Source organism: Bradyrhizobium sp. PUT101 (genome assembly GCF_052043945.1).
Classification (GTDB): Bacteria; Pseudomonadota; Alphaproteobacteria; order Rhizobiales; family Xanthobacteraceae; genus Bradyrhizobium.
On the sequence record NZ_CP197207.1, the window covers coordinates 943,012 to 966,313 of the forward strand.

At 65.6% G+C, this 23,302-nt stretch carries 20 protein-coding genes; 3 read left to right on the forward strand and 17 right to left on the reverse strand.

What is annotated here, in order from left to right; all coding sequences use genetic code 11:
• Positions 1–31: 31 nt before the first annotated feature.
• Complete coding sequence (locus ACSHT2_RS04560; protein ID WP_440640562.1) at positions 32–418, reverse strand: YybH family protein; 387 nt, start codon at positions 416–418, stop codon at positions 32–34.
• Positions 419–425: 7 nt separating this feature from the next.
• Complete coding sequence (locus ACSHT2_RS04565; RefSeq protein WP_440640563.1) at positions 426–2,102, reverse strand: glutamine--tRNA ligase/YqeY domain fusion protein; 1,677 nt, start codon at positions 2,100–2,102, stop codon at positions 426–428.
• A 155-nt stretch (positions 2,103–2,257) separates the two neighbouring features.
• Between ACSHT2_RS04565 and gltX the strand changes: the two genes are divergently transcribed.
• Together gltX and gltA are read left to right on the forward strand one after the other, a co-directional pair.
• Positions 2,258–3,682: a glutamate--tRNA ligase gene (gene gltX, locus ACSHT2_RS04570; protein ID WP_440640564.1), complete on the forward strand. Its 1,425-nt coding sequence runs from the start codon at positions 2,258–2,260 to the stop codon at positions 3,680–3,682.
• 144 nt (positions 3,683–3,826) lie between these two features.
• Positions 3,827–5,131, forward strand: a complete 1,305-nt coding sequence (gene gltA / locus ACSHT2_RS04575) for a citrate synthase (protein ID WP_440640565.1) — start codon at positions 3,827–3,829, stop codon at positions 5,129–5,131.
• Positions 5,132–5,216: 85 nt separating this feature from the next.
• Here gltA and lpxB read toward each other — a convergent pair whose 3' ends face one another.
• Genes lpxB through lpxA form a run of 3 tightly spaced genes read right to left on the reverse strand, consistent with a single transcriptional unit; the run spans position 5,217 to position 8,060 of the window.
• Complete coding sequence (gene lpxB / locus ACSHT2_RS04580; RefSeq protein ID WP_440640566.1) at positions 5,217–6,395, reverse strand: lipid-A-disaccharide synthase; 1,179 nt, start codon at positions 6,393–6,395, stop codon at positions 5,217–5,219.
• Positions 6,392–7,249, reverse strand: a complete 858-nt coding sequence (locus ACSHT2_RS04585) for an LpxI family protein (RefSeq protein WP_440640567.1) — start codon at positions 7,247–7,249, stop codon at positions 6,392–6,394. Before ACSHT2_RS04585 ends, lpxB begins: the two co-directional genes overlap by 4 nt.
• Before the next feature lie 19 nt (positions 7,250–7,268).
• Positions 7,269–8,060: an acyl-ACP--UDP-N-acetylglucosamine O-acyltransferase gene (gene lpxA / locus ACSHT2_RS04590; protein ID WP_440640568.1), complete on the reverse strand. Its 792-nt coding sequence runs from the start codon at positions 8,058–8,060 to the stop codon at positions 7,269–7,271.
• Between the two features lie 176 nt (positions 8,061–8,236).
• Here lpxA and ACSHT2_RS04595 point away from each other — a divergent pair, with 176 nt between their 5' ends.
• Positions 8,237–8,560: a KTSC domain-containing protein gene (locus tag ACSHT2_RS04595; protein WP_440640569.1), complete on the forward strand. Its 324-nt coding sequence runs from the start codon at positions 8,237–8,239 to the stop codon at positions 8,558–8,560.
• Positions 8,561–8,585: 25 nt separating this feature from the next.
• Here ACSHT2_RS04595 and fabZ read toward each other — a convergent pair whose 3' ends face one another.
• The 12 genes from fabZ to ACSHT2_RS04655 form a co-directional block, all read right to left on the reverse strand.
• Positions 8,586–9,047, reverse strand: coding sequence for a 3-hydroxyacyl-ACP dehydratase FabZ (gene fabZ / locus ACSHT2_RS04600; protein ID WP_024341283.1), 462 nt, complete (start codon positions 9,045–9,047; stop codon positions 8,586–8,588).
• Entirely contained in the window at positions 9,044–10,111 is a 1,068-nt protein-coding gene (lpxD, locus tag ACSHT2_RS04605) for a UDP-3-O-(3-hydroxymyristoyl)glucosamine N-acyltransferase (RefSeq protein WP_440640570.1), read from the reverse strand. Before lpxD ends, fabZ begins: the two co-directional genes overlap by 4 nt.
• Before the next feature lie 124 nt (positions 10,112–10,235).
• A complete protein-coding gene (gene bamA, locus ACSHT2_RS04610; RefSeq protein ID WP_440640571.1) occupies positions 10,236–12,758 on the reverse strand; it encodes an outer membrane protein assembly factor BamA in 2,523 nt (840 codons plus the stop codon).
• A gap of 176 nt (positions 12,759–12,934) precedes the next feature.
• Positions 12,935–14,086, reverse strand: coding sequence for an RIP metalloprotease RseP (gene rseP / locus ACSHT2_RS04615; RefSeq protein WP_440640572.1), 1,152 nt, complete (start codon positions 14,084–14,086; stop codon positions 12,935–12,937).
• A gap of 44 nt (positions 14,087–14,130) precedes the next feature.
• Positions 14,131–15,354 carry a 1-deoxy-D-xylulose-5-phosphate reductoisomerase gene (gene dxr, locus ACSHT2_RS04620; protein ID WP_440640573.1) on the reverse strand — a complete coding sequence of 408 codons (1,224 nt, stop codon included), beginning with the start codon at positions 15,352–15,354 and terminating at the stop codon, positions 14,131–14,133.
• 4 nt (positions 15,355–15,358) lie between these two features.
• Entirely contained in the window at positions 15,359–16,201 is an 843-nt protein-coding gene (locus ACSHT2_RS04625; RefSeq protein ID WP_440640574.1) for a phosphatidate cytidylyltransferase, read from the reverse strand.
• Positions 16,198–16,956, reverse strand: coding sequence for an isoprenyl transferase (locus tag ACSHT2_RS04630; protein WP_440640575.1), 759 nt, complete (start codon positions 16,954–16,956; stop codon positions 16,198–16,200). The genes ACSHT2_RS04625 and ACSHT2_RS04630 overlap by 4 nt, the downstream gene beginning before the upstream one ends.
• Before the next feature lie 10 nt (positions 16,957–16,966).
• Positions 16,967–17,530 (reverse strand): ribosome recycling factor, encoded by a 564-nt coding sequence (frr, locus tag ACSHT2_RS04635; RefSeq protein WP_440640576.1) that lies wholly within the window; start codon positions 17,528–17,530, stop codon positions 16,967–16,969.
• A 67-nt stretch (positions 17,531–17,597) separates the two neighbouring features.
• Positions 17,598–18,314 (reverse strand): UMP kinase, encoded by a 717-nt coding sequence (pyrH, locus tag ACSHT2_RS04640; protein ID WP_061879549.1) that lies wholly within the window; start codon positions 18,312–18,314, stop codon positions 17,598–17,600.
• A 60-nt stretch (positions 18,315–18,374) separates the two neighbouring features.
• Positions 18,375–19,298, reverse strand: a complete 924-nt coding sequence (gene tsf / locus ACSHT2_RS04645; protein ID WP_440640577.1) for a translation elongation factor Ts — start codon at positions 19,296–19,298, stop codon at positions 18,375–18,377.
• A 132-nt stretch (positions 19,299–19,430) separates the two neighbouring features.
• Positions 19,431–20,426 (reverse strand): 30S ribosomal protein S2, encoded by a 996-nt coding sequence (locus ACSHT2_RS04650; RefSeq protein WP_440640578.1) that lies wholly within the window; start codon positions 20,424–20,426, stop codon positions 19,431–19,433.
• Positions 20,427–20,637: 211 nt separating this feature from the next.
• Positions 20,638–23,187 carry a caspase family protein gene (locus tag ACSHT2_RS04655; protein ID WP_440640579.1) on the reverse strand — a complete coding sequence of 850 codons (2,550 nt, stop codon included), beginning with the start codon at positions 23,185–23,187 and terminating at the stop codon, positions 20,638–20,640.
• Positions 23,188–23,302 lie beyond the last annotated feature (115 nt).

Genomic DNA, 23,302 nt, shown 5'->3' on the forward strand with positions numbered 1-23,302 from the left:
AATGACGAAACCAGTTGGTTAAGCGCGATCGCTAAATCAGCGGCGCCTGCGACGAGGCGTGATGATTGACGATCTTCCACTCGCCCTCCTCGCGGATGAGGACCCAGCTCATCTTGACGACGAGATCGTCCCGCTCGCCGGCGAGATCGAACGCGATGGTCGCGGCCATGTTGATCAGATCGGGGCTGGCCTGCACCGCGTTCACCTCGGAGAAGGTCGCGCTGGGTTTGCGCCAGCGCGGCAACCCATCGAAATAGTCGGCGACGCCGCCCCTGCCCCGATAGAGTTTCGGGTTGGAGCCGAAGAAGAACGCGTCCTTCGCATAGAGCGACGACAGCGCGGCCGCGTCGAGCTTCGCAAAGCCGGCGCACCATTTCGCGATGACGGCGGAAACGATGGCGTCGGCTTCGCTGCTCATGGGCGCATCAACCTTTCGCGACTTCCTTCGCGAACGTGTCGCGCAGGCCGATGGTACGGGAGAACACGAGCTTGCCGGGGGTCGAGTCCTTGTCACGCACGAAGTAGCCCTGGCGCTCGAACTGCATCGGCGCGGTCGAATTGCTCTCCGCAAGGGAAGCCTCGATCCGCGCATCGGAGAGGATCTCCAGCGAATTCGGATTGAGATCGGCCGCGAAGTTCGAAGCGTCCGGGCTCGGATTTGCGAACAGCTGGTTGTAGATGCGGATCTCCGCCGGCTTCGAGGCCGCCGCCGGCAGCCAGTGCATGGTCGCTTTGACCTTGCGGCCGTCGGGCGCGTTGCCGCCCTTGGTCGCGGGATCGTAGGTGCAGCGCAGCTCCACCACCTCGCCCGCGTCGTTCTTGATCACGCCGGTGCACTTGACGAAATAGGCGTAGCGCAGCCGCACCTCGTTGCCCGGCGACAGGCGGAAGAACTTTTTCGGCGGGTTCTCCATGAAGTCGTCCTGCTCGATATAGAGCTCGCGGCCGAACGTGATCTTGCGCGTGCCGGCCGAGGGATCGTCCGGGTGGTTGATCGCCTCGAGCTCCTCGGTCTGTCCTTCCGGATAATTCTCGATCACGACCTTCAGCGGCTTCAGCACCGCCATGCGGCGCTGCGCCGTGCGGTTCAGTTCCTCGCGGATGCAGAACTCCAGCATGCCGACGTCGACCACGCTGTTGGCCTTGGCGACGCCGATGCGCTTGACGAATTCGCGTAGCGCGGCCGGCGGCACGCCGCGGCGACGCATGCCCGCCATGGTCGGCATGCGCGGATCGTCCCAGCCCGCGACATGGCCGTCGCGGACGAGCTGGGTCAGCACGCGCTTGGACAGCAGCGTGTAGGTCAGGTTCAGCCGCGCGAACTCGTACTGGTGCGGCTTGGACGGCACCGGCAGCTTCTCGATGAACCAGTCATAGAGCGGCCGGTGGTCCTCGAACTCCAGCGTGCAGATCGAATGCGTGATGCCCTCGATCGCGTCCGACTGGCCATGCGCATAATCGTAGCTCGGATAGATGCTCCACTTGGTGCCGGTGCGCGGATGATGCGCATGCAGGATGCGATACAGCACGGGGTCACGCAGGTTGATGTTGCCCGCGGCCATGTCGATCTTGGCCCGCAGCACGCGCGCGCCGTTCGGGAATTCGCCGGCCTTCATGCGGCGGAACAGGTCGAGGTTCTCGTCCACGCTGCGGTCACGGAACGGCGAGTTCTTGCCGGGCTCGGTCAGCGTACCGCGCGAGAGGCGGATCTCCTCCTGGGTCTGGTCGTCGACATAGGCGAGCCCGTCGCGGATCAGCTGCTCCGCCCATTCATACAGGCGGTCGAAATAGTCAGAAGCGAAGAACAGGTTCTTGCCCCAGTCGAAGCCGAGCCAGCGCACGTCGGCCTGGATGGAATCGATATATTCCTGCTCTTCCTTGACCGGGTTGGTGTCGTCGAAGCGCAGATGGCAGCGGCCCGGAAACTCCTGGGCGATGCCGAAGTTGAGTGCGATCGACTTGGCGTGGCCGATGTGCAAATAGCCGTTCGGCTCCGGCGGGAACCGGGTCACGATCTCCTTGTACCTGCCCTGATCGAGGTCGGCCTGAATGATGTCACGAATGAAATCGCGCCCAGCCTCAGCTGCCACCGGTTCTGTCATTACGAAAATCCTGTAGGGAAATCAGCGGTCCTTCTGCCAAATTCGCGCGGCCGCGCCAAGAGCTTAAGCAAGGGCCGCCAGGTCCGCCGTCGGGCTTTAGTTATGTCCCGTTCCTGCTATACACCACCGCCTCAAATGCATAGGCCCTGCCAAGAATGTCCGATTCCGTCGTCACGCGCTTCGCTCCCTCGCCGACCGGCTTCCTCCATATCGGGGGCGCGCGCACGGCGCTGTTCAACTGGCTCTATGCGAAGAAGCACGGCGGCAAGATGCTGCTCCGGATCGAGGATACCGACCGGGAGCGCTCCACCGAGGCCGCCATCGCAGCCATCCTCGACGGCCTGAAATGGCTGGAGCTCGGCTGGGACGGCGAGGTCATCTACCAGTTCGCCCGCGCTGCCCGCCACCGCGAGGTCGCCGAGCAGCTGCTGGCCGACGGCAAGGCCTACCGCTGCTACGCCACGGCCGAGGAGCTCGCCGCCATGCGCGAGAAAGCGCGCGCGGAGGGGCGCACCCGCCTCTATGACGGCATGTGGCGCGACCGCGATCCTGCGACCGCCCCCGCCGACGTGAAGCCCACCATCCGCCTGCGCGCGCCGCAGACCGGCGAGACCGTGATCGAGGACCAGGTTCAGGGCCGCGTGGTCTGGCAGAACGAGAACCTCGACGACCTCGTCCTGCTGCGCGGCGACGGCAACCCGACCTATATGCTCGCCGTGGTGGTCGACGACCACGACATGGGCGTCACCCATGTGATCCGCGGCGACGACCATCTGATCAACGCCGCGCGTCAGAAGCAGATCTACGATGCGATGGGCTGGGCGCTGCCGAGCATGTCCCACATCCCGTTGATCCATGGCCCGGACGGCTCAAAACTGTCCAAGCGGCACGGCGCGCTGGGCGTCGATGCCTACCGCGCCATGGGGTACCTGCCGGCTGCGCTGCGCAACTACCTCGTCCGGCTCGGCTGGAGCCATGGCGACCAGGAGATTTTCTCGACCGAGGAGATGATCGCGGCGTTCGACCTTGCCAGCGTCGGCCGCGCCGCCGCCCGCTTCGATTTCGCCAAGCTGGAAAGCCTCAACGGTCACTACATCCGCCACACCGACGATCAATCGCTCGTGAAGATGTTCGAGGACGTGCTCGGCCACGTGCCCGGACGCAACGAGCTTAAGGCCAAGTTAAACGACACCACGCGCGCGCAGCTCCTCAAGGCCATGCCGGCCCTGAAGGAGCGCGCCAAGACGCTGATCGAGCTGATCGACGCCGCCCATTTCATCTTCGCCGACCGGCCACTGGAGCTCGATCCCAAGGCGCAAGCGTTGCTGACACCCGAGAACCGCAGGCTGATCGGCCAGCTTCATTCCGCGCTGGAGAAAGTCGAGACGTGGAGCGGCACCGCCACCGAAGCCGCGCTGCGCGCCTTTGCCGAGGAAAATAGTCTCAAGCTCGGCGCGGTTGCCCAGCCGCTGAGGGCGGCGCTCACCGGACGGACGACGTCGCCTGGTATATTTGAGGTTTTGGACGTTCTGGGGCGCCAGGAAACCCTGGGACGGCTTAAGGACCAGTCTACGACGTAAGTCGACCATGCGTGCGGCGATCTTGCAGCGCACATAGCAATAATATACCCATCTCCCCCGTACATTCTGGAACATCCGGCCTGCCCCATGATCTCCTGAGGGGCCTCCGGCTTCGGCCCGTTTCACCACACATCGGGGACTACGATGGACGCAAAACCAAGCAATAAGACCGCCACGCTGACGGTCGGAAACAAGAACTACGAGCTTCCGATCCTCAGCGGCAGCGTCGGGCCCGATGTCGTCGATATCGGCAAGCTCTACGGCCAGTCCGGCCTGTTCACCTACGATCCGGGCTTCACTTCGACCGCGAGCTGCCAGTCCAAGATCACCTATATCGACGGCGACGCGGGCGTGCTGGAATACCGCGGCTACCCGATCGAGCAGCTCGCCGAGCATGGTGACTTCCTGGAGACGTGCTATCTCCTGCTCTACGGGAACCTGCCGACCGCCTCGCAGAAGAGGGATTTCGACCACCGCGTGACCCATCACACGATGGTGCACGAGCAGATGGCCCGCTTCTTCCAGGGCTTCCGCCGCGATGCCCATCCGATGGCGATCATGGTTGCGGCCGTCGGCGCGCTCGCCGCGTTCTATCACGACTCGACCGACATCAACGATCCGAAGCAGCGCATGATCGCGTCCATGCGCATGATCGCAAAGATCCCGACGCTGGCGGCGATGGCCTACAAGTACACCGTCGGCCAGCCCTTCATCTATCCGAAGAACTCGCTGGGCTTTGCCGAGAACTTCCTCAACATGTGCTTCGCGGTGCCCTGCGAGGATTACAAGGTGAGCCCCGTGCTCGCCGATGCGCTCGAGAAGATCTTCATCCTGCACGCCGACCACGAGCAGAATGCCTCGACCTCGACGGTGCGCATCGCCGGCTCCTCCGGCGCCAACCCGTTCGCCTGCATCGCGGCGGGCATCGCCTGCCTCTGGGGCCCGGCGCATGGCGGCGCCAACGAAGCCGCGCTCAACATGCTCTACGACATCGGCACGGTCGACAAGATCCCCGAGTTCATCGCCAAGGTGAAGGACAAGAACTCCGAGGTCCGCCTGATGGGCTTCGGTCACCGCGTCTACAAGAACTACGATCCGCGCGCCAAGATCATGCAGAAGATGTGTCACGCCGTGCTCAAGGAGACCGGCCATGGCGACGATCCGATGCTGAACGTGGCGATGGAGCTCGAGAAGATCGCGCTCAGCGACCAGTACTTCATCGATCGCAAGCTCTACCCGAACGTCGACTTCTATTCGGGCATCACGCTGAAGGCGATGGGCTTCCCGGTCTCGATGTTCACCGTGCTGTTCGCGGTCGCCCGCACCGTCGGCTGGATCAGCCAGTGGAGCGAGATGATCGAGGATCCGCAGCAGAAGATCGGCCGTCCGCGCCAGCTCTACACCGGCGTGACCAAGCGCGATTACGTGCCGATCGGCGATCGCAAGTAAGTTCGGCCATCACGGCTTTCGAAACGGCGCCATCTCGCGATGGCGCCGTTTTTGTTTGCGGGATTTGCAGGATGGGCGAAGCCGCTTACTGCCGGCCCCCACGCATCGTTGCGAGCACGATATCGGCGGCGAGCTCGCTCGGCGACTTGTTGCCGGTCGACATGATCTGATCGAGCTGGGCGAATGCCTCGACCTGCTGCCGGCGGAGCGGCGAATCCGTCAGCAGCTCGGCGAGCGCTGGTGCCAGCTTCTCCGGCGTGCAGTCCTCCTGCAAATACTCGGGAATGACATCCCTGCCGATCACGAGATTTGCAAGGATCACCGAGGAGACGCGGATCGCACGGCGCAGAATGAAGGCCTCGATCGCGCCGACGCGATACGCCGTCACCATCGGAATGCCCGAGAGTGCGAGCTCGAGCGTCACCGTGCCGGATTTGGCCAGCGCAGCATGGGCAATGCGGAAAGCGGCACGCTTCTCGTGCTCGCCGATCACGATCTGCGGCTTGACCGGCCATTTCGCGACGCCCTCGTGGATGGTGGCTTCGAGATGCGGCATGGTCGGCAGCATCAGCTCGAATGTGCGCCCCTCCGCCTGCAACCGGCCGAGCGCCGCGCCGAACACGTCGAGGTGATGCCGGATCTCGCTGCGGCGGCTGCCGGGCAGTACCAGCAGCACCGGCGGCGCGCCGTCACGGCGGGCCTGCTCCTCTGCGTTCGGCCGCAGCGAGGACAATTGCTCGATCAGGGGATGGCCGACATAGCTGCAGGGCGGCCCGCCGAGCTTGCGGTATTCCTCCGGCTCGAACGGCAGCAGGCCGAGCACATGATCGACATAGCCGAGCATGGTCCGTGCGCGTCCTGGCCGCCACGCCCAAAGCTGCGGCGAGACGTAATCGACGATCGGGATTCCGGGACTGCGCGAACGCACGCGCCGGGCGACGCGATGGGTGAAGTCGGGGCTGTCGATGATGACGAGGGCGTCGGGCGCGGCCTCGGCCACCGCGTCAGCGGTCTTTCTGATCAGCCGCAGGATCTTCGGCAATTGCTGCACCACGGCGGCAAAGCCGACGATCGACAGCTCCTCGATCGGAAACAGCGATTCGAGCCCCTCGCGCGCCATGGTGCGGCCGCCGACGCCCACGAACTGCACACCCTCGCCGAGGCGCTGGCGCAACACCTTCATCAAGGCGCTGCCGAGCCGGTCGCCGGATTCCTCCGTGGCGATCAGGAATATCTTGCGCATGGGATCGCGCCCCTGCATCACGCGGGCAGGCCGATGATGAAGAGATATTTTGCGTCGGCAAGCGCGATCATCGCTTGCGGCTCCGCGGCAATGGTGTTGCCGGCGATGACGGCGATGCCCGCAAGGCCGGCGGCCGCGACGCCCTCGATCGTGCGCGGGCCGATCGTCGGCAGGTCGAAGCGTAGATCCTGGCCGCTCTTCGGCGCCTTCACCAGCACGCCGCGGCCCGTGGCGGCGCGGATGCGGCCCTCCTCACGCAGCCGCGCGACGCGGGCGAGCAGCGCGTCGGTGCCCTCGATGTCCTCGACCGCCACGACATGGCCGTCGATCACCACCGCGGCCTGGCCGATGTCGAACGGACCGAGCGCGGTCAGCACCGCGCGCCCGCGCTCGATGTCGGCCTTGCCGGTGTCGCTGGGCCAGGCGCGACTGATGCAGCCCTCGGGCATCAGGAGATCCGGTGCGACGTCCTTGATGCCGACCATGCGAAAGCCGTCCTGCTCGAGCATGCGGCCGACACCGGACAACAGATGATCGTCGCCGCCGCGAAAGGCGCGGATGACGTTGCCGAGCAGGCGGAGCGTCTTGACGTCGAAACGGATCTCCGACAGCGAGGGCCGTACCAGCGTGCCGATGAAGATCAGGTCGCGGCAGCCCTCCTCGCGAAACAGCCGCATCGCGCGGCCGAGCTGGCCGACCGAGATCCAGCGATGGCGGAATTTCTCCACCCGCACGGGATCGCAGGCCCCGCGCAGCGGAAACAGCACCGGCGTGATGCCGTGCGCGGCGAGTGACTCCGCGACTGCGAACGGCATGGCGCCGCCGCCGGCGACGATGCCGATCGGTGACGAAACCTGCGAAGCCGCCGATGTCATGCCCGCGGCCATCCCGGACTCACTTCGCGATGGCGGGAAGACAGAGCGGACGCTTGCCCTTGCCGATGAAGTCGAGGATTTCGGCGATCGCGGGGTCTTCGCCTGCGAGCGGCCGCGCCGCCTCCAGACGCTCTGCAAACGTGCCGGACCCGTGGAAGAGCTTCTGGTAGAACGCGCGTACCGTCGCGAGCCGCTGCCTGGTGAACTTGCGACGCTTCATGCCGATCAGGTTGAGGCTCTCCAGCACTGCGTACTGGCCGTTGACGAGCCCATACGGGATAACGTCGTCGCGCACACCGCAGACACCTCCGACCATGACATAGGAGCCGATGCGGGTGAACTGGTGCACCGCAGACAGGCCGCCGATGTAAACGGCGTCGCCGATCTCGCAATGCCCGCCGAGTGTTGCTGACGTCGCGAAGATCACGTTGTCGCCGACCACGCAGTCATGGCCGACATGGCTGTTGTTCATGAAGTAGCCGCCGCTGCCGACGCGCGTCAGTCCGCCGCCCTTGATGGTGCCAACATTCATCGTCGCACCTTCCCGGATGGTGCAGCCCGAGCCGACCTCAAGCCGGGTCGGCTCACCCTTATAGCTGAGATCCTGAGGCGCACCGCCGAGCACCGCGAACGGCGAAATCACGCAGCCGTCCCCGATCGAGGTATGGCCGATGATTGTGGCCTGTCCGATCAACTTGCAATTCGCGCCGATCACGACGTTCGGGCCGATGATGCAATAGGGTCCGATCTCGGTGCCCTCGCCGATCACGGCGCCGTCCGCGATCCGTGCGGTGGGATCAATCTTGCTCATCAAGCCAATCTTACTCGTCAAGAAGGTCTGGTTATGTGTTGAAGTCGCTTGGTTTTCCGGTGGTTAGCGCGACTATGCCCGATCTGTCCAGTGACGTATCATCTCGGCGTATTTCAAGTGCCGGATGAAGCGGTCCTGCCGGCCCATCAACACGTTCATACGGAGCTTCAGCTATCGTGGTCAGGGCCCTGGTCCTTCTGCTTGCGCAGCTCGCCGGTACACCGATCGTGTCCGAGACGGTCGAGACCGGTGAACGCCAGCTGATCGATCTCGGCACGTTCGAGTGCCGCGACATCACGAGGAGCACGGTGCTTCAGCGGGTCTGCTACGATCGCGCGCGGCAGGATCTCGTCGTCGCGGCTGACGGGGCCTATGACCGCTATTGCGGCGTGACGGCTGACACGGTCGAACGCCTCTTGGGCGCGCCGTCCATGGGCCAGTTCTTCAACCAGAATATCAGGCGCAAGACGGCCAGCAGCCGCTACGCTTGTCGCGCGTGAGGCCCGTGCGGGAGCATCTGGCCGCTCAGTCCGTCAGCATCGCGCCAACGTCGGCCTCCGCGACGACCTGCCCGTTGACCTTGGCGTCGCCATGAAACCACCACATGGCCTTGCGGCGCCCGAGCGAGCGCATGTGATATTCGATGGTGTCGCCGGGCAGCACCGGCTTGCGGAACTTGCACTTGTCGATGGTGAGGAAATAGACCGCCCGCGGCTTCTCGGTGCCTTCGACCGACTTGATGCCGATCACGCCCGCGGTTTGCGCCATTGCCTCGATCATCATGACGCCGGGATAGACCGGGCGCTCGGGGAAATGCCCCTGGAAGGCCGGCTCGTTGAAGGTGACGTTCTTGATACCGATGCCGCTGTAATCGGCCCGGATGTTGATCACGCGGTCGATGAGCAGCATCGGAAAACGGTGCGGCAGGGTCTGGAGGATGGCGTTGATATCCACCAACTCGAACTTAACAGGTGATTCCGCCGTCATTCCCGTCCCTCGTCCTTCGGATCGGCCTTGCTGTCGCGTACCAGGCGCTCCACCGCGATGATCTCCTTGAACCACTGTTTGGTCGGCTTGGCGAAATGCCCGCCCCAGCGGCCGCCCGGCGGAATGTCGTCCTTGACCGCGCTCATGGCGGTCACCTGAGCCCCATCGCCGATCTTGAGGTGATTGTTGATGCCAACCTTCGCTCCGAGCGCCACGTTGTCGCCGATGGTCAGGCTGCCGGCGAGGCCGATCTGTGCCGCCAGCAGGCAGTGCCGGCCAATCGTCACATTGTGGCCGATCTGGACCTGATTGTCGATTTTGGTCCCCTCGCCGATCACGGTGTCCCGCAAGGACCCGCGGTCGATCGTGGTGTTGGCGCCGACCTCGACGTCGTTCTGGATCAGCACCCGTCCGGTCTGCGGCACCTTCAGATGGCCCTCGGGGCCGAAGAAGATGAAGCCGTAGCCGTCCTGGCCAATCGAGCAGCCAGGATGGATCAGCACGTTGTTGCCGATCAGGGTGCACTGGATCGCCGTGCGGGCGCCGACATTGCAGTCCCGGCCGATCTTGACGCCGGGGCCGATCACCGCTCCGACGCCGATCACGGTGCCGCTGCCGATCTCGACGTCCGGGCCGATCACGGCCAGGGGATCGACGATCACGCCGTCCTCGAGCCGGGCCGAGGGATCGATGATCGCCGAGGGCGCGATACCGTCATTGCCGACCCAGGATTGCGGCCTCAGCCCGTCCCCGTGCCATTCCCGCGCGATCCTGACGAAGGCGCGGAACGGCTGCGCTACCCGCAGCACGGCCACATGTGCGGGCACCTCCGCCTCAAAGCGCGGACTGACCAGACAGGCACCCGCCCTGGTTGCCTTGAGCTGATCGGCATATTTGAGATTGTCGAAGAATGCCAGATGCATCGGGCCGGCTTCGTCGAGCGACGCCAGGCCCGTAATGACATGGCCGCCCCTCGCGGGGTCGACCAGCTGCGCCTTGGTCAGCGTGGCGATATCGGCCAACGCTGTGGCAGGCGGCTTTGTGAAGAAGATCGGCTGCGCCATTCCACCCTGTCGCGGTCCGGCTTCGGCATGAAGCGGTCAGGCCGCATCATGCCTCATGTCTTGGATTGGCGCGATCCCTTCGGAAACCGGCTCCAGTGATCCGGATCGTGCCGTGCTGATCGAATTAGAACGTGGTGCCGCCGCCGAACCGGAACTCCTGCGTGCGGTCGTACTTGCCCTTGGTGAGCGGCACGGCGTAGTCGAAGCGCAGCGGGCCGAATGGCGACTGCCAGATCAGGCCGACACCGACCGACGTGCGGACCACCTTGCTGTCGTCAAACACGAGACCGGTACAGGTGCCCGCTGATGACGGATTGATGGTCGACGGGATACAGCCGGGCGCATTGACCTCGTTGGTCGTGGTCCAGCTCGTTGGCCCTTGGTAATCAAAGAGGCCGCCGGCATCGGCGTAGACCGCACCCTTCAGACCCACTTCCTTCGGCAGGAACCAGAACGGCATCTGCAGTTCGAGCGAGGCGCCCCAGTACTTGGTGCCGCCGAGCGCGTCCTGCGTACCGAACGGATTCAAATCGCGCGGGCCGATGCCGTTGGGTGCAAAGCCGCGGACGAGATTCGGGCCCATCTGGAAGTGGTCGAGCATGCGCAGATCGCTGCCTACCTTGGTCAGGATACCGCCCTGGAGACGGATGATGCCGACGATGTCCGACACCAGCGGAGCGTAGTACTTTCCGTCCGCCACGGTCTTCAGATAGCTGACGTCGCCGCCGACGCCGGCGAAATCCTGCCGGAAGTCGATGAGCAGACCGTCCGTGGGGTTCTTGTTGTTGTCCAGCGTGTTGTAGGTGAGCGTATAGCCGAGCGCCGAGGTCAGGGTCTTGCCGTTGGCAAGCTCCTTGCGCACCGGCAGCGAGGCTTCGCCATCGCTGTAACAGCCAAGGCCGTTTGTGGAGGCAAGACTGATACCGTTGGCGGCGGCGTAAGCCGGGCTCGGATTGAATGCCGCGGAGAGCGGGTCATTGTTACAGTTCGCCAAGTAGCCCGGCAGCGTAATTTCCTGCTGGTAGATCGAGTAGCGCAGCTGGAGCGCCAGATCTTCGCGCAGGGAGAAGCCGAGGCGCGGCGAGAAGCCGAGCGTCTTGGTGCCGTAGGAGATGTAGCTGTTGGCCAGCTGCTGGCGCTGATAGAGGTCGAGGCCGAGCGCGACGCGGTAGTCGAGCAGATACGGTTCGACGAACGACAGCGAGTAGCCGCGGGCGTACTGGCCATAGGTCACCGACGCCTTGGCGAATAGGCCGCGACCGAGCAGGTTGCGCTCGGAAACCGACACTTCGGCCAGCGCGCCGTCGGTGGTGGAGTAACCGCCCGAGATCGAGAAGTCGCCGGTCGATTTCTCTTCCATGTCGACGTTCAGGATGACGCGATCGCTCGACGAGCCCGGCTCGGTCGTGATCTTCACGCTCTTGAAATAGTCGAGGTTCTTCAGACGCCGCTCGGCACGATCGACCAGCGCGCGGTTGTAGGCATCTCCTTCCGAGATGTCGAACTCGCGGCGGATCACGTAATCGCGCGTGCGGGTGTTGCCGCGCAGGTTGATGCGCTCGATATAGGTGCGCGGGCCCTCGTCGATGTTGAAAACGACGGACACCGTGTGCGCTTCGAAGTTGCGATCGCCGCCGGGCCGGACCACGGCGAAGGCATAGCCGCGGCGCGAGGCCTCGATCTGCATCTCCTCGACCGACTTCTCGACCGATTCGACGTTGTAGAGCGAGCCGACATTGACGCGCGAATAGACGCGCATCGAGGATGGATCGAAGTTCGGAATGCTCGAGCGGAAGTCGACCGCGCCGACGCGGTACTGCGCGCCCTCCTCGATCTTGAAGGTGACGTTGAAGCCCTTCTTCTCCGGATCGTATTCGGTGAGCGCGGCCACGACCTGGACGTCGGCGAAGCCGTTCTTGAGGTAGAAGCGGCGGATCAGGTCGCGGTCGGCTTCGACGCGGTCGGGATCATAGATGTCGCCGCTGGCGAGGAAGCTCAGCAGGTTCGATTCGCGCGTCTTGATGACGTCCCTGAGGCGGTAGGACGAGAACGCGTTATTGCCGACGAACTCGATGGACTTGACGCCGGTCTTGGCGCCCTCCTCGATCACGAAGATCAGGTCGACGCGATTGTTCGGCTGCTCGATGATCTCGGGCGTGACGCGCACGTCGTAGCGGCCGGACCGGCGATAGATTTCGGCGATTCGCAGCGTGTCGGACTGCACCATGGCGCGGGAGAAAGTGCCGCGCGCCTTGGACTGGACTTCAGCGGAGAGTTGCTCGTCCTTGATCTTCTTGTTGCCTTCGAAGGCGAGGCGCCCGATCACCGGATTTTCCACCACGGAGACGATGATCTGGCCGCCGGGACCGCGGTTGATCCTGACGTCCTGGAACAGACCGGTCTCGATCAACGCCTTGAGGCCGTCGTCGACGGCAGCCTGATCCAGACGGCCGCCCGGACCCGGCCTGAAATAGGAGCGGATCGTCTCCACCTCGACCCGCCGATTTCCTTCGACGGAAATCGACTGGACGGTCTGAGCGAATGCAGACGAAGACACGAAAACAGCCCCAACCGGGGCAATCACCGGCGCGCCGAACATGATCAGGGTTGCGAGCAAGCCCCCCCGGAGTCGCAGTCCAAACTTCATCGCGCAACGCGCCCTTATCATTCCCTGCCAGACCCAACCCCAACGCCGGTCTGGAGATTCCCCAAGTTCAGGCCGCTTGTAGCCAATTTCACCGACGGCGCAAACGGCCGAAAGCGCCGTGATTTCAATTTCATTCCGGGACGTTGCTGAACAGCAACGCCACAAAAAAGCCTCTATCAGGAGGCGGCCATCCGCAGGATGTCGTTGTAGGTCGCAAACACCATCAACATCAGCACCAAGCCGAGCCCGATTCGGAACCCCATCTCCTGGGTTCGTTCGGACAAGGGCCGGCCACGGACCACCTCGGCCGCATAGAACATAAGGTGGCCCCCATCGAGCAGCGGAATCGGGAACAGGTTCAACAGGCCGATCGAGACCGACAGCACCGCGCAGAGATTGATGACGAACTGGAACCCGGCGCTGGCCGCCTGCCCGGACATTTTCGCGATGCCCAGGACGCCGCTGACCTCGTTCGGATTGCCCTGCCCGACGAACAGCGAGCCCAGGAACTTGAAGGTGCTGGTGATGATGAACCAGACCTGCTCGACCCCGATCTTGAGCGCCTCACCGACGCCGACCGGCGCGGTCGAGGCCTCCCCGGCCTGCGACTTGTGCTCGATACCGAGCACCCCGAGACGATGGCTGTTTCCGAACGGATCCTTGCGCTCCAGCAGCGCCGGAGTCGCGTTCAGCGAGACGACGGCGCCGTCGCGCTTCACCTGGAACACAAGCGTCGAACCTGCGTTCATCGCAACGATTCGCTGCATGTCGGCAAAGCTCTCGATCGGCTTGCCGTCGATCTGGACGACGACGTCCCCGACCTTGAAGCCGGCCGCGGCCGCCGCGCCATCGGCGACGACACCGTCGACACGCGCAATCGTGCTCGGCTTGCCGTAGTAGAGGGCCATGCCAGCGAAGATCAACGCGCCCAGGATGAAATTGGCGATCGGTCCGGCCGCGACAATGGCGGCGCGAGGGCCAACCTTCTTGTGGTGGAAGCTGCCGGCGCGCTCCTCGGCCGTCATCGCCGCGAGCGTCTGGGCCGACGGTGTCGAGGCCTCGCTCTCGTCGCCGAAGAACTTGACGTAGCCGCCGAGCGGGATTGCAGAGATCTTCCAGCGGGTGCCATGGCGGTCGTTGAAGCCAACCAGCTCAGGTCCGAAACCGAGCGAGAAGGTCAGCACGCGAACACCCGCCCAGCGCGCGACCAGAAAATGGCCAAGCTCGTGGAAGAACACGACGATGGTCAGGACGAACAGGAAGGGAACCGCGTAGCCGAGGAGCCCATGGCTCAACGTATTGAAACTATGGACGAAAAAGTCGATCATCGATTTCCCTCACCCAGCGCCGCAAGGCCCTGGCACCGAACCAACTAGGATGCCTTTAAGGCAATTTGAGGCAATAGGGCGGCAGCCCTATTTCGCGCAACATGGTCAACGGATATTGCATCGTCGGCGGACGTCAGGGGCGCCTGGTTCCCGCCTTTGATCCAGTCGTCCAGGGTCGCCTCGACCAGCCGGGCAATCGCGCCGAACCGGATCTTGCCCGCGATGAAGGCGGCGACCGCGACCTCGTTGGCGGCATTGTAGACCGTGGTCGCCCCCTTCCCCGTCCGGAGCGAATCGTAAGCCAGCCGAAGTCCGGGGAAGCGCTCGAAGTCCGGCGCTTCGAAAGTCAGCTGGCCGATCTTGGCGAGGTCCAGCTTGGCCGCCGGCCCCTTGATGCGATCGGGCCAGCCGAGGCAATGCGCGATCGGCGTCCGCATGTCGGGCGCGCCGAGCTGGGCGACGACGGAGCAGTCGGAGAACTCGACCATGCCGTGGATGATCGACTGCGGATGAACGAGCACGTCGATCTCGTCGGGCGCGAGCGCGAACAGATAGGACGCCTCGATCACCTCGAGCCCCTTGTTCATCATCGAGGCGGAATCGATCGTGATCTTCTGGCCCATGCTCCAGTTCGGATGCTTCAGCGCCTGCTCGAGCGTGGCCTGCTCGATGTCGGCGGGCTTCCAGGTCCGGAATGGACCTCCCGAGGCCGTGATGATGACGCGGACGAGTTCGTCGCGATTGCCTGAGCTCAGCGCCTGGAACAGCGCATTGTGCTCGGAATCGGCCGGCAGGATGCAGGCGCCCGCCTTTGCCGCGCGCTGCATGAAGAAATCGCCGGCGCAGACCAGACACTCCTTGTTGGCGAGCGCGACATGGGCACCGCGATCGACCGCCGCCAGCGCCGGCTTCAGTCCGGCTGCGCCGCTCACGGCCGCCATGACCCAGTCGGCCGGACGCGCGCCGGCCTCGATCACCGCGCTTTCGCCGGCGCCGCATTCGGTGCTGGTACCGGCCAGCGCGGCCTTGAGCTCAGCGAGCTTGGAGGTGTCGGCGATCGCGACGTAGCGCGCGGAGAATTCCCTGGCGAGCTTGGCCAGCGCCGCGACATTGCCGTTCGCCGTCAGAGCCTCGACGCGGTAGCGCTCGGGCGAGGCGCGCAGCAGGTCCATCGTGCTGTCGCCGATCGAGCCGGTGGCGCCGAGAACCGTGACGCTGCGGACGTCGGACGCCGCAAGCCTGTTGTTACGCAATGGGACCGCGCTCATATCCTCACCAAACCATAAGACCGCTTCCGGCGCTATGCACACCGTGGCGGAGAAAGCCGATAATCCATGCCGCCAGGATGGCGGCGACGAAACCGTCCAGGCGGTCCATAAGCCCGCCATGGCCGGGAATTAAGTGACTGGAATCCTTGACACCGAAGCGCCGCTTCACTGCGGATTCGAAGAGATCGCCGAGTTGCGATACCACCGACAGGACGGCGCTGACGAGGAGCAGTGGAACCGCCTTTCCGATCCCGCAGGCGGCAAAGCCGGCCGCAACCGCAAGGCTCGCCGCAAAGCCGCCGAGCGCTCCGGACCAGGTCTTTTTCGGGCTCACGCGCGGCCACAGCTTCGGCCCGCCGATGTTGCGGCCGGCAAAATAGCCGCCAATGTCGGTCGCCCAAACCACGAGCAGCACGAATATCAGCGCAGCGAAACCGTTGACGAGATCCTGCCGCACCAGGATCGAGGCCAGCAGTGCCGCCGATGCATAGGCAAACCCGGTCGCCGCCCAGATGAACTTCTTCCGCGCAATCAGCGTCACGATCGCGCCGCCGATGAAACCGCTGATGACGGCGGTCTTCAGGGCGCCGAAGGTCACGCAGAACCCCATGATGGCGATGACGATCGTCCCCGCCCCCGTCAGCGCGACTGAGCTCGCGCCCACCACCATCAGCCATTCGGCGAACAGTCCGATCGAAACCAGGGTGACGAGAAGTGCCCAGAGCCAGCCGCCCGCGTAGGCGAGCGCAATGGCGAGCGGCGCCAGCACCAGCGCGGCGAGGATTCGCAGCACGAGATTGCTCTGGGCAGGCTGAGAGCCCGCCGGTGCGGCGTCGGGCTCGCTCACGAGGCGGTTTTCGCGACAAGGCCGCCGAAACGGCGCTCGCGCCTGGCAAATTCGGCAATCGCGCCTTCCAGCGCCGCCTTGTCGAAGTCGGGCCAGTGGATCGGCACGAAGACGAGCTCGCTATAGGCGGCCTGCCACATCAGGAAGTTGGACAGGCGCTGCTCGCCGCTGGTGCGGATGATGAGATCCGGATCGGGAATGTCGGGCGCATCGAGATGCGCCCCGAGCGTCTCGGCGTCGATCGTGGCGGGATCCCGCTTGCCCTCCGCGACCTCGCGGGCCAGCCTCTGCGCCGCCTTCGCGATCTCCTGCCGCGAGCCGTAGTTGAACGCGACGACGAGCGTCAGGCGCGTGTTGTCGCGTGTGAGCTCCTCGGCCTCGTTGAGAAGCGTGCAGATGTCGCTATCGAGCCCTTCGCGCTCGCCGATGATGCGAACCTTGACGCCGTCGCGATGCAGGCTCGCCAGATCGTTGCGGATGAAGCGCCGCAGCAGGCCGAACAGGTCGCCGATCTCGCTCGCCGGGCGCGACCAGTTCTCCGAAGAGAACGAGAAGATGGTGAGATAGCGAATGCCCAGCTCGTGCGAGGCGCGCACCACGCGGCGCAGCGCGTCCACGCCGCGGCGATGCCCTTCCGCACGCGGCAAGCCGCGCGCGGCCGCCCAACGCCCGTTGCCATCCATGATGATGGCGACATGCGCAGGCGCCTCGGACCGGTCGGGTCCTTCCGTTGCTGGCGCGGCGGCGTTGGACATGAAAGCGGCCTTAGACGGTGAGGATTTCTTTTTCCTTGGCGGCCAGCAACTGGTCGATCTCGGCGATGATACCGTCGGTCGCCTTCTGCACCTCGTCGGCGTGACGCTTCTGATCGTCCTCCGACATCTCGTGATTCTTCTCGAGCTTCTTGAGCACGTCGAGGCCGTCGCGACGGACATGGCGCGCGGCGACCTTGGCGGCTTCGGCGTATTTGTGCGCGACCTTCACCAGCTCCTTGCGCCGCTCCTCGTTGAGCTCGGGAATGCGCAGGCGCAGCACCTGGCCCTCGGTCGCGGGCGACAGGCCGAGATTGGAATCGACGATCGCCTTCTCGACCGCCTTGACCATCGACTTGTCCCAGACCTGCACCGAGATCAACCGCGGCTCCGGCACGCTGACGGTGGCGAGCTGGTTCAGCGGCATGTGGCTGCCATAGGCCTCGACCTGGACCGGATCGAGCATCGAGGCGGAGGCGCGGCCGGTGCGCAGGCCGCCGAGTTCGTGCTTGAGGGACTGGACGGCGCCCTGCATGCGGCGCTTCACTTCGTTGAGGTCGAAATTACCCGTGGCCATCACGTTTCTCCTTCAAAATCCCGGCGACCGCTCCGTGCCCTTCCCTCGGGGCGCGCAAGACGAGCCGTCAGCCGGCGACGATGGTTCCGTGGCCGACGCCACGCAGAATCGCGCCGATCGACCCCGGCTCCGCGATCGAGAATACGATGATAGGCAGCGATGTCTCGCGGGCAAGCGCGAAGGCGGTCGCATCCATCACCTTGTAGCCGCCCTCGATCGCCTGCGAATGCGTCAGACGGTCGAACCGCGTGGCGGTCGGATCCGTCTTCGGGTCGGCCGAGTAGACGCCGTCGACATTGGTCGCCTTCAGGACCGCCTGCGCCCCGATCTCGGCGGCACGCAGCACCGCGGTCGTGTCGGTGGTGAAGAACGGATTGCCCGTCCCGCCGCCAAGCAGCACGATCCGGCCCTCGGCCAGGTATTTGTGTGCCGCAGTGCGGGTGAACAGCTCGGAAATCTCCGGCATGACGAAGGCCGACAGCGTCCGCGCCGGCGTGCCCTTGCGCTCGATCGCCGCTTCCAGCGCGAGGCAATTCATCATGGTGGCGAGCATGCCCATGGTGTCGCCGGTTGTGCGCGACACCCCGCGGGAGGAGACCTCGACGCCGCGGACCATGTTGCCGCCGCCGATCACGACCGCGACCTCGGTGCCGAGATGGCGGGCCGCGATCAGATCGTCCACAACCCGGTCGACGGTCGGCTGATCGATGCCAAAGCCTTGCTGTCCCGCGAGATATTCGCCGGACAGCTTGATCACGACGCGACGATAGACCGGATCAGTCATGAGCACTTTCCTTGTCCGGGCGCCGCTTCCGGCGGCACGCCGGAAGGAACGTTCCGGCGCTTACTTCTTGCCGCTGGCGGCGGCGACCTCGGCCGCGAAGTCGCTTTCCTGCTTCTCGATTCCCTCGCCGAGAGCATAGCGCACAAAGCCCGCAATCTTCACAGCGCCGCCGACCTTGCCCTCGGCCTCCTTCACCGCCTGCGCCACCGACTTGCCGGTGTCGTGGATGAAGGCCTGCTCGAGCAGGCAGACTTCCTTGTAGTAGGTCTTGAGGCCGGACTCGACGATCTTCTCGATCACGTTCTCAGGCTTGCCCTGCTGACGGTACTTGTCGGCGAGCACGTCCTTCTCGCGCTTGACCACGGCCGGATCGAGGCCGGACGGATCGAGCGCCAGCGGGTTGGCGGCCGCGACATGCATCGCGATCTGACGGCCGAGCGCGGCGAGTTCGTCGGCCTTGCCCGGCGATTCCAGCGCCACGATCACGCCCATCTTGCCGGCGCCTTCGATGACGGCGCCGTGGACGTAGTGCGACACCACGCCCTGGCTGACTTCGAGCTGGGCGGCGCGGCGCAGCGTCATGTTCTCGCCGATGGTGGCGATCGCATCACTGATTGCGGTTTCGATCGTGACGTCGCCGACCTTGGCGGCCTTGATCTTCTCGACGTCGGCGCCGACGTCGAATGCGACCTGGGCGATCATCTTGACCAGCCCCTGGAACTGGCCGTTGCGCGCGACGAAGTCGGTCTCGGAATTGACCTCGACCACGACGCCCTTGGTGCCCTTGGTGAGCGCGCCGATCAGGCCCTCGGCCGCGACCCGGCCCGACTTCTTGGCGGCTTTGGACAGACCCTTCTTGCGCAACCAGTCCTGCGCCGCTTCCATGTTGCCGTCGTTCTCGGTCAGCGCGGCCTTGCAGTCCATCATGCCCGCGCCAGTCGACTCGCGCAGATCCTTGACCATCGCAGCTGTGATCGTTGCCATCCTTGAAATCCTTTGTGCCTGCCGGTTTGCCGCAGCGTGGCATCGTATCGCCCCGCCGCGGTCCATCTCAGCAATTCGCGTCAACTGAAATGGTGGCCGGATCCTATCCGGCCAACCCATCGCTCTATTTGACTATTCCGCTTCCGCGGTCAGCGCCTTGGCCTTGGCCACCCAGGCATCCGCGCGGCTCGGCAGACCGACTTCTTCGCCGATCGTGTGCGCGGTGTCGTGGTCGAGCTCGGCGAGCTGCCAATAGTGGAAGATGCCGAGGTCGTTGAACTTCTTCTCGATCGCACCCGACACGCCCGGGAGCTTCTTGAGGTCGTCGGCGGTGCCGCGGGGACCGGCAAGGCCCTGGAAACCGCTCGAGGACGCCGCCGGCAGCTCTTCGGCGAGCGGACGGGTCGAAGCGCCGATGTCCATGCCCGAATCGCCCTGGGCGCGCGAGATGCCGTCGATCGCCGCACGCGCGATGAGTTCGCAGTACAGCGAAATGGCACGGCCGGCGTCGTCATTGCCCGGCACCACATAGGTGATGCCCTTCGGGTCCGAATTGGTGTCGACGATCGCGGCGACCGGGATGTTGAGGCGCTGGGCCTCCTGGATCGCGATGTCTTCCTTGTTGGTGTCGATCACGAAGATCAGGTCGGGCAGACCGCCCATGTCCTTGATGCCGCCGAGCGAACGGTCGAGCTTGTCGCGCTCGCGCTGAAGCGTCAGGCGCTCCTTCTTCGTGTAGGAATTGGCTTCGCCGCCCGAGAGCACGTCGTCGAGGTGACGCAGGCGCTTGATCGAAGCCGAGATCGTCTTCCAGTTGGTCAGCGTGCCGCCGAGCCAGCGCGAATTGACGAAGTACTGCGCGCAGCGCTTGGCCGCGTCCGCAACACCATCCTGCGCCTGGCGCTTGGTGCCGACGAACAGGATACGGCCGCCCTTGGCAACCGTGTCGCTGACGGCCTGAAGGGCCTGGTGCAGCATCGGCACGGTCTGGGCGAGGTCGACGATGTGGATGTTGTTGCGGGTGCCGAAAATGAACGGAGCCATTTTCGGATTCCAGCGGTGGGACTGGTGACCAAAGTGCACGCCAGCTTCGAGCAGCTGACGCATGGTGAAATCGGGTAGCGCCATCGTTCTAATTCTCCGGTTGGTTCCTCCGGAAACGTGTGAGCAAAACGGAGCGTTCTCGCCCCGGTTGCCACCGGACGGCCTTGTGAGCCATGTTTCCGTGTGAGATGGCGCGCTATATAGCGCCATTTCGGCCAGAAGCAAGGAAATAAGGGGCCGTCCCGGCCGCCCGCAAGCTCCTGTCGCTTCCGGGCGTCCCTATCCCTTCAGCCTCCTAGCACTTCGGCTGGCCAGGCGGGCAGGCCTTTGGTGGCGGGCCGGCTGGCCGTGGCGGCGGAGGCGGCGCCGCACGCGGCGGCGCGGGCCGTGCCATCGGAGGCGGAGGTGGCGCAGGACGCGCCATCGGAGGCGGCGCCGGTCGAGCAACGGGCGGCGGTGGCGCCGGTCGGGCCACGGCCACGGGCGGAGGCGCCGCGCGCGGCGGCGGGGGTGGCGCGACTCGCGGCGGAGGCGGCGGCATCGGCTTCGCCAAGGCCCGAGGATGCGGTGGCGGAGCGGCAGGCCTGGCGGCCTGCGGCGGCGGCGCGGGTTTGACCATGGTCGGGACGGCCGGCTTGCCGTGGGCCGCGCTCGGCGGCGGCAAAGCGCCCGGCTGGGACCCGGTCGGCCTGCCGCGCAGGTCAGTCGCAGGTGGGGTCGTCGTCCCCGACGGCTTGGGTAGGCCGGCGGACGGGGCCGTCGAACTTCCGGGAGCCGGCCGGTGGTTCGGCGCCGTGGCGGTTGCCGCGTTCGGCGGCGCCGGCGAGACGTTACCGGTGGGCGCCGTGGCGGTCGCAGCGGGTATGCCATGAGGCGGGGCAGCGCCGGGGGCGCCTCCTGACCCGGCCGAAGGCGGTCCGCCGGGAGTTCCGGGCACCGGCAGCGTGTTGGCCTGCGGCAGCCTGGTGGGCGCCGGTGCTTGCGGTGTCGCAGCAGGAGCGTTGCCGGCCGGAGCCGTCGCGGTCGGACCGCGCGTGCCGCTCGGCGTCACAGCGCCGGGCGCCGCCCCCGCCGGCGGGCCGCCAGGAGTCCCCGGTGCTGACAAGGTATTGGGTGCCGGCAAGGTATTGGCCTGGGGTAGCTTGGCCGCGGCCGGCGGCTGCGGTGTCGTTGCAGCAGGGGCGACATTGGCCGGAGCCGGTGCCGCGATGCCGGGCCTCACCGTCGGCTGGATCGTCGCGCTCGGCGGCATCGGTGCCTTGCCCTGCTGGATCAGCGCGGCGCGCTGCATGACTGCCTGCGGCACGGCGGCACCTGCCGGCGTGGCGCGGCCGGCAACCGCCGGGGCCAGATTGCCCGGACCGGGCGCCGGCCCCGCGGCCGGCGGCGGCGCCGGCGGGCGGTTGATCACGGTGTTGATGACCGTGGTGTTGTGGATGTTCTGAAAGATGATGTTGTTCGGCGGCGGCGCGACATAGACCGGCGGCCTGACGAACACCGGGATCGGCACGAACACCGGCTGCGGCAGCACGAACAGACCGACCACCGGCAGCGGCGGCGGCAGCACGACGAAATCCGGCGGCGGCGGCGGCAGATAATAGACCGGCGGCGGCGGTGGCGGCACGAAGCCGAAATCGGGATCGCTGAAATACAGCACCGGACGGTCGACATAGATCACCTCCTCCGGCGGCGGTGGCGGCACGTCGTAGTCCAGCATTGCGAAAGTCGGCGGCGGCTCGAGCGGCGCAGTCAGGATCGCGAGCCTGCGCCGGGCATCGCCTGCATGCGGCCCGCGCGGGTAGCGACGCAGATACGACCAATAGGCGTCCGGCGTATCGGCGCGATAGGTCCGCCGCCAGGTGATCGCCTCGCGGCGGGCCGCCACGATCGCCATGACGCGCTTCGCAAGCGGGTCATTTGGATAGGCCGCGAGAAACTCCTCATAGGCCGCCAGCGTGTCGCGCTCGAGCGCGGCGGCATAGGCATCCTGCACGCCGAGATCGCGGATCGGCTTGTTGCGGATCGCGGCGACCTGGTCGGGCGTGGTCTCCGGCGGCGGCGCGTCGGGCCCACGCTCGAAGAACGAAAATTGCGCCGATATCTTCTGCTCGTTCCAGGGCACCTGCGCGCCCTTGGAGGCCTCGTTGACGCGCAAGCGCACGCGGTCGAACAACTCGGGCAGCGGCAGGCCGCCGGTGCGGATCATCTCGGCGAGCGACTGTGCATAGATGCCGTAAGGCCCCGGCTCCTCCGGCGCCACCGTGCCGGGCGCGGCATTGAAGGCGATCAGCATGTTCGCCTCGGGCTCGACCAGCGCCAGACCGCTCGCGATCGGCTGACCGCCTTCGACGAAGGGCTGCGCACGCGCCGCGTCGAGCACGACGATGCTGGCCTTGAGCGGAATGGAGGCGAGCTGGCGCGCGTAGTCGCTGATGCGCAGGGCCTCGGTCGGTATGTCGGTGTCGCGGGCGATGTTGGAGTCGACCGGGATGAAATAGTTCTCGCCGGCAAGCTGCACGCCGTAGCCGGCGAGATAGATCATCGCGACGGTGCCCGGGCCCGAAGCCTGGGTCTTATGGATGAAATCGCGCAAGCTCTTGCGTAGCGTGTCGCCGTCGAGATCGCGCGCGCCGACGACGTCGAAGCCCGCCGCCTGGAGCGTCTGCGCGATCAGGCCGGCATCGTTGGCCGTCGTTGCCAGCGGCGATTTGGCATAGGCGCCGTTGCCGACCACGAGCGCGATGCGCTTTTCCGGCTGCTGCGCGCGCGCCGGGTCCGGTACGCCGGTGGCAAGGGCCACGATCGGCAGCACAAGGCAGATGAAGGCTCTGAGCGTCCCACGCATGCTTGCTCGCCCGCTATTGTTGTCGAGGTGCCGCCACGCATGAGGCGCGCAGCCGGCTGAACGGCGGTTGAACGAAAGGCTTGAACAACGAAAAGCTTGGATTGAGGCGGTGGCA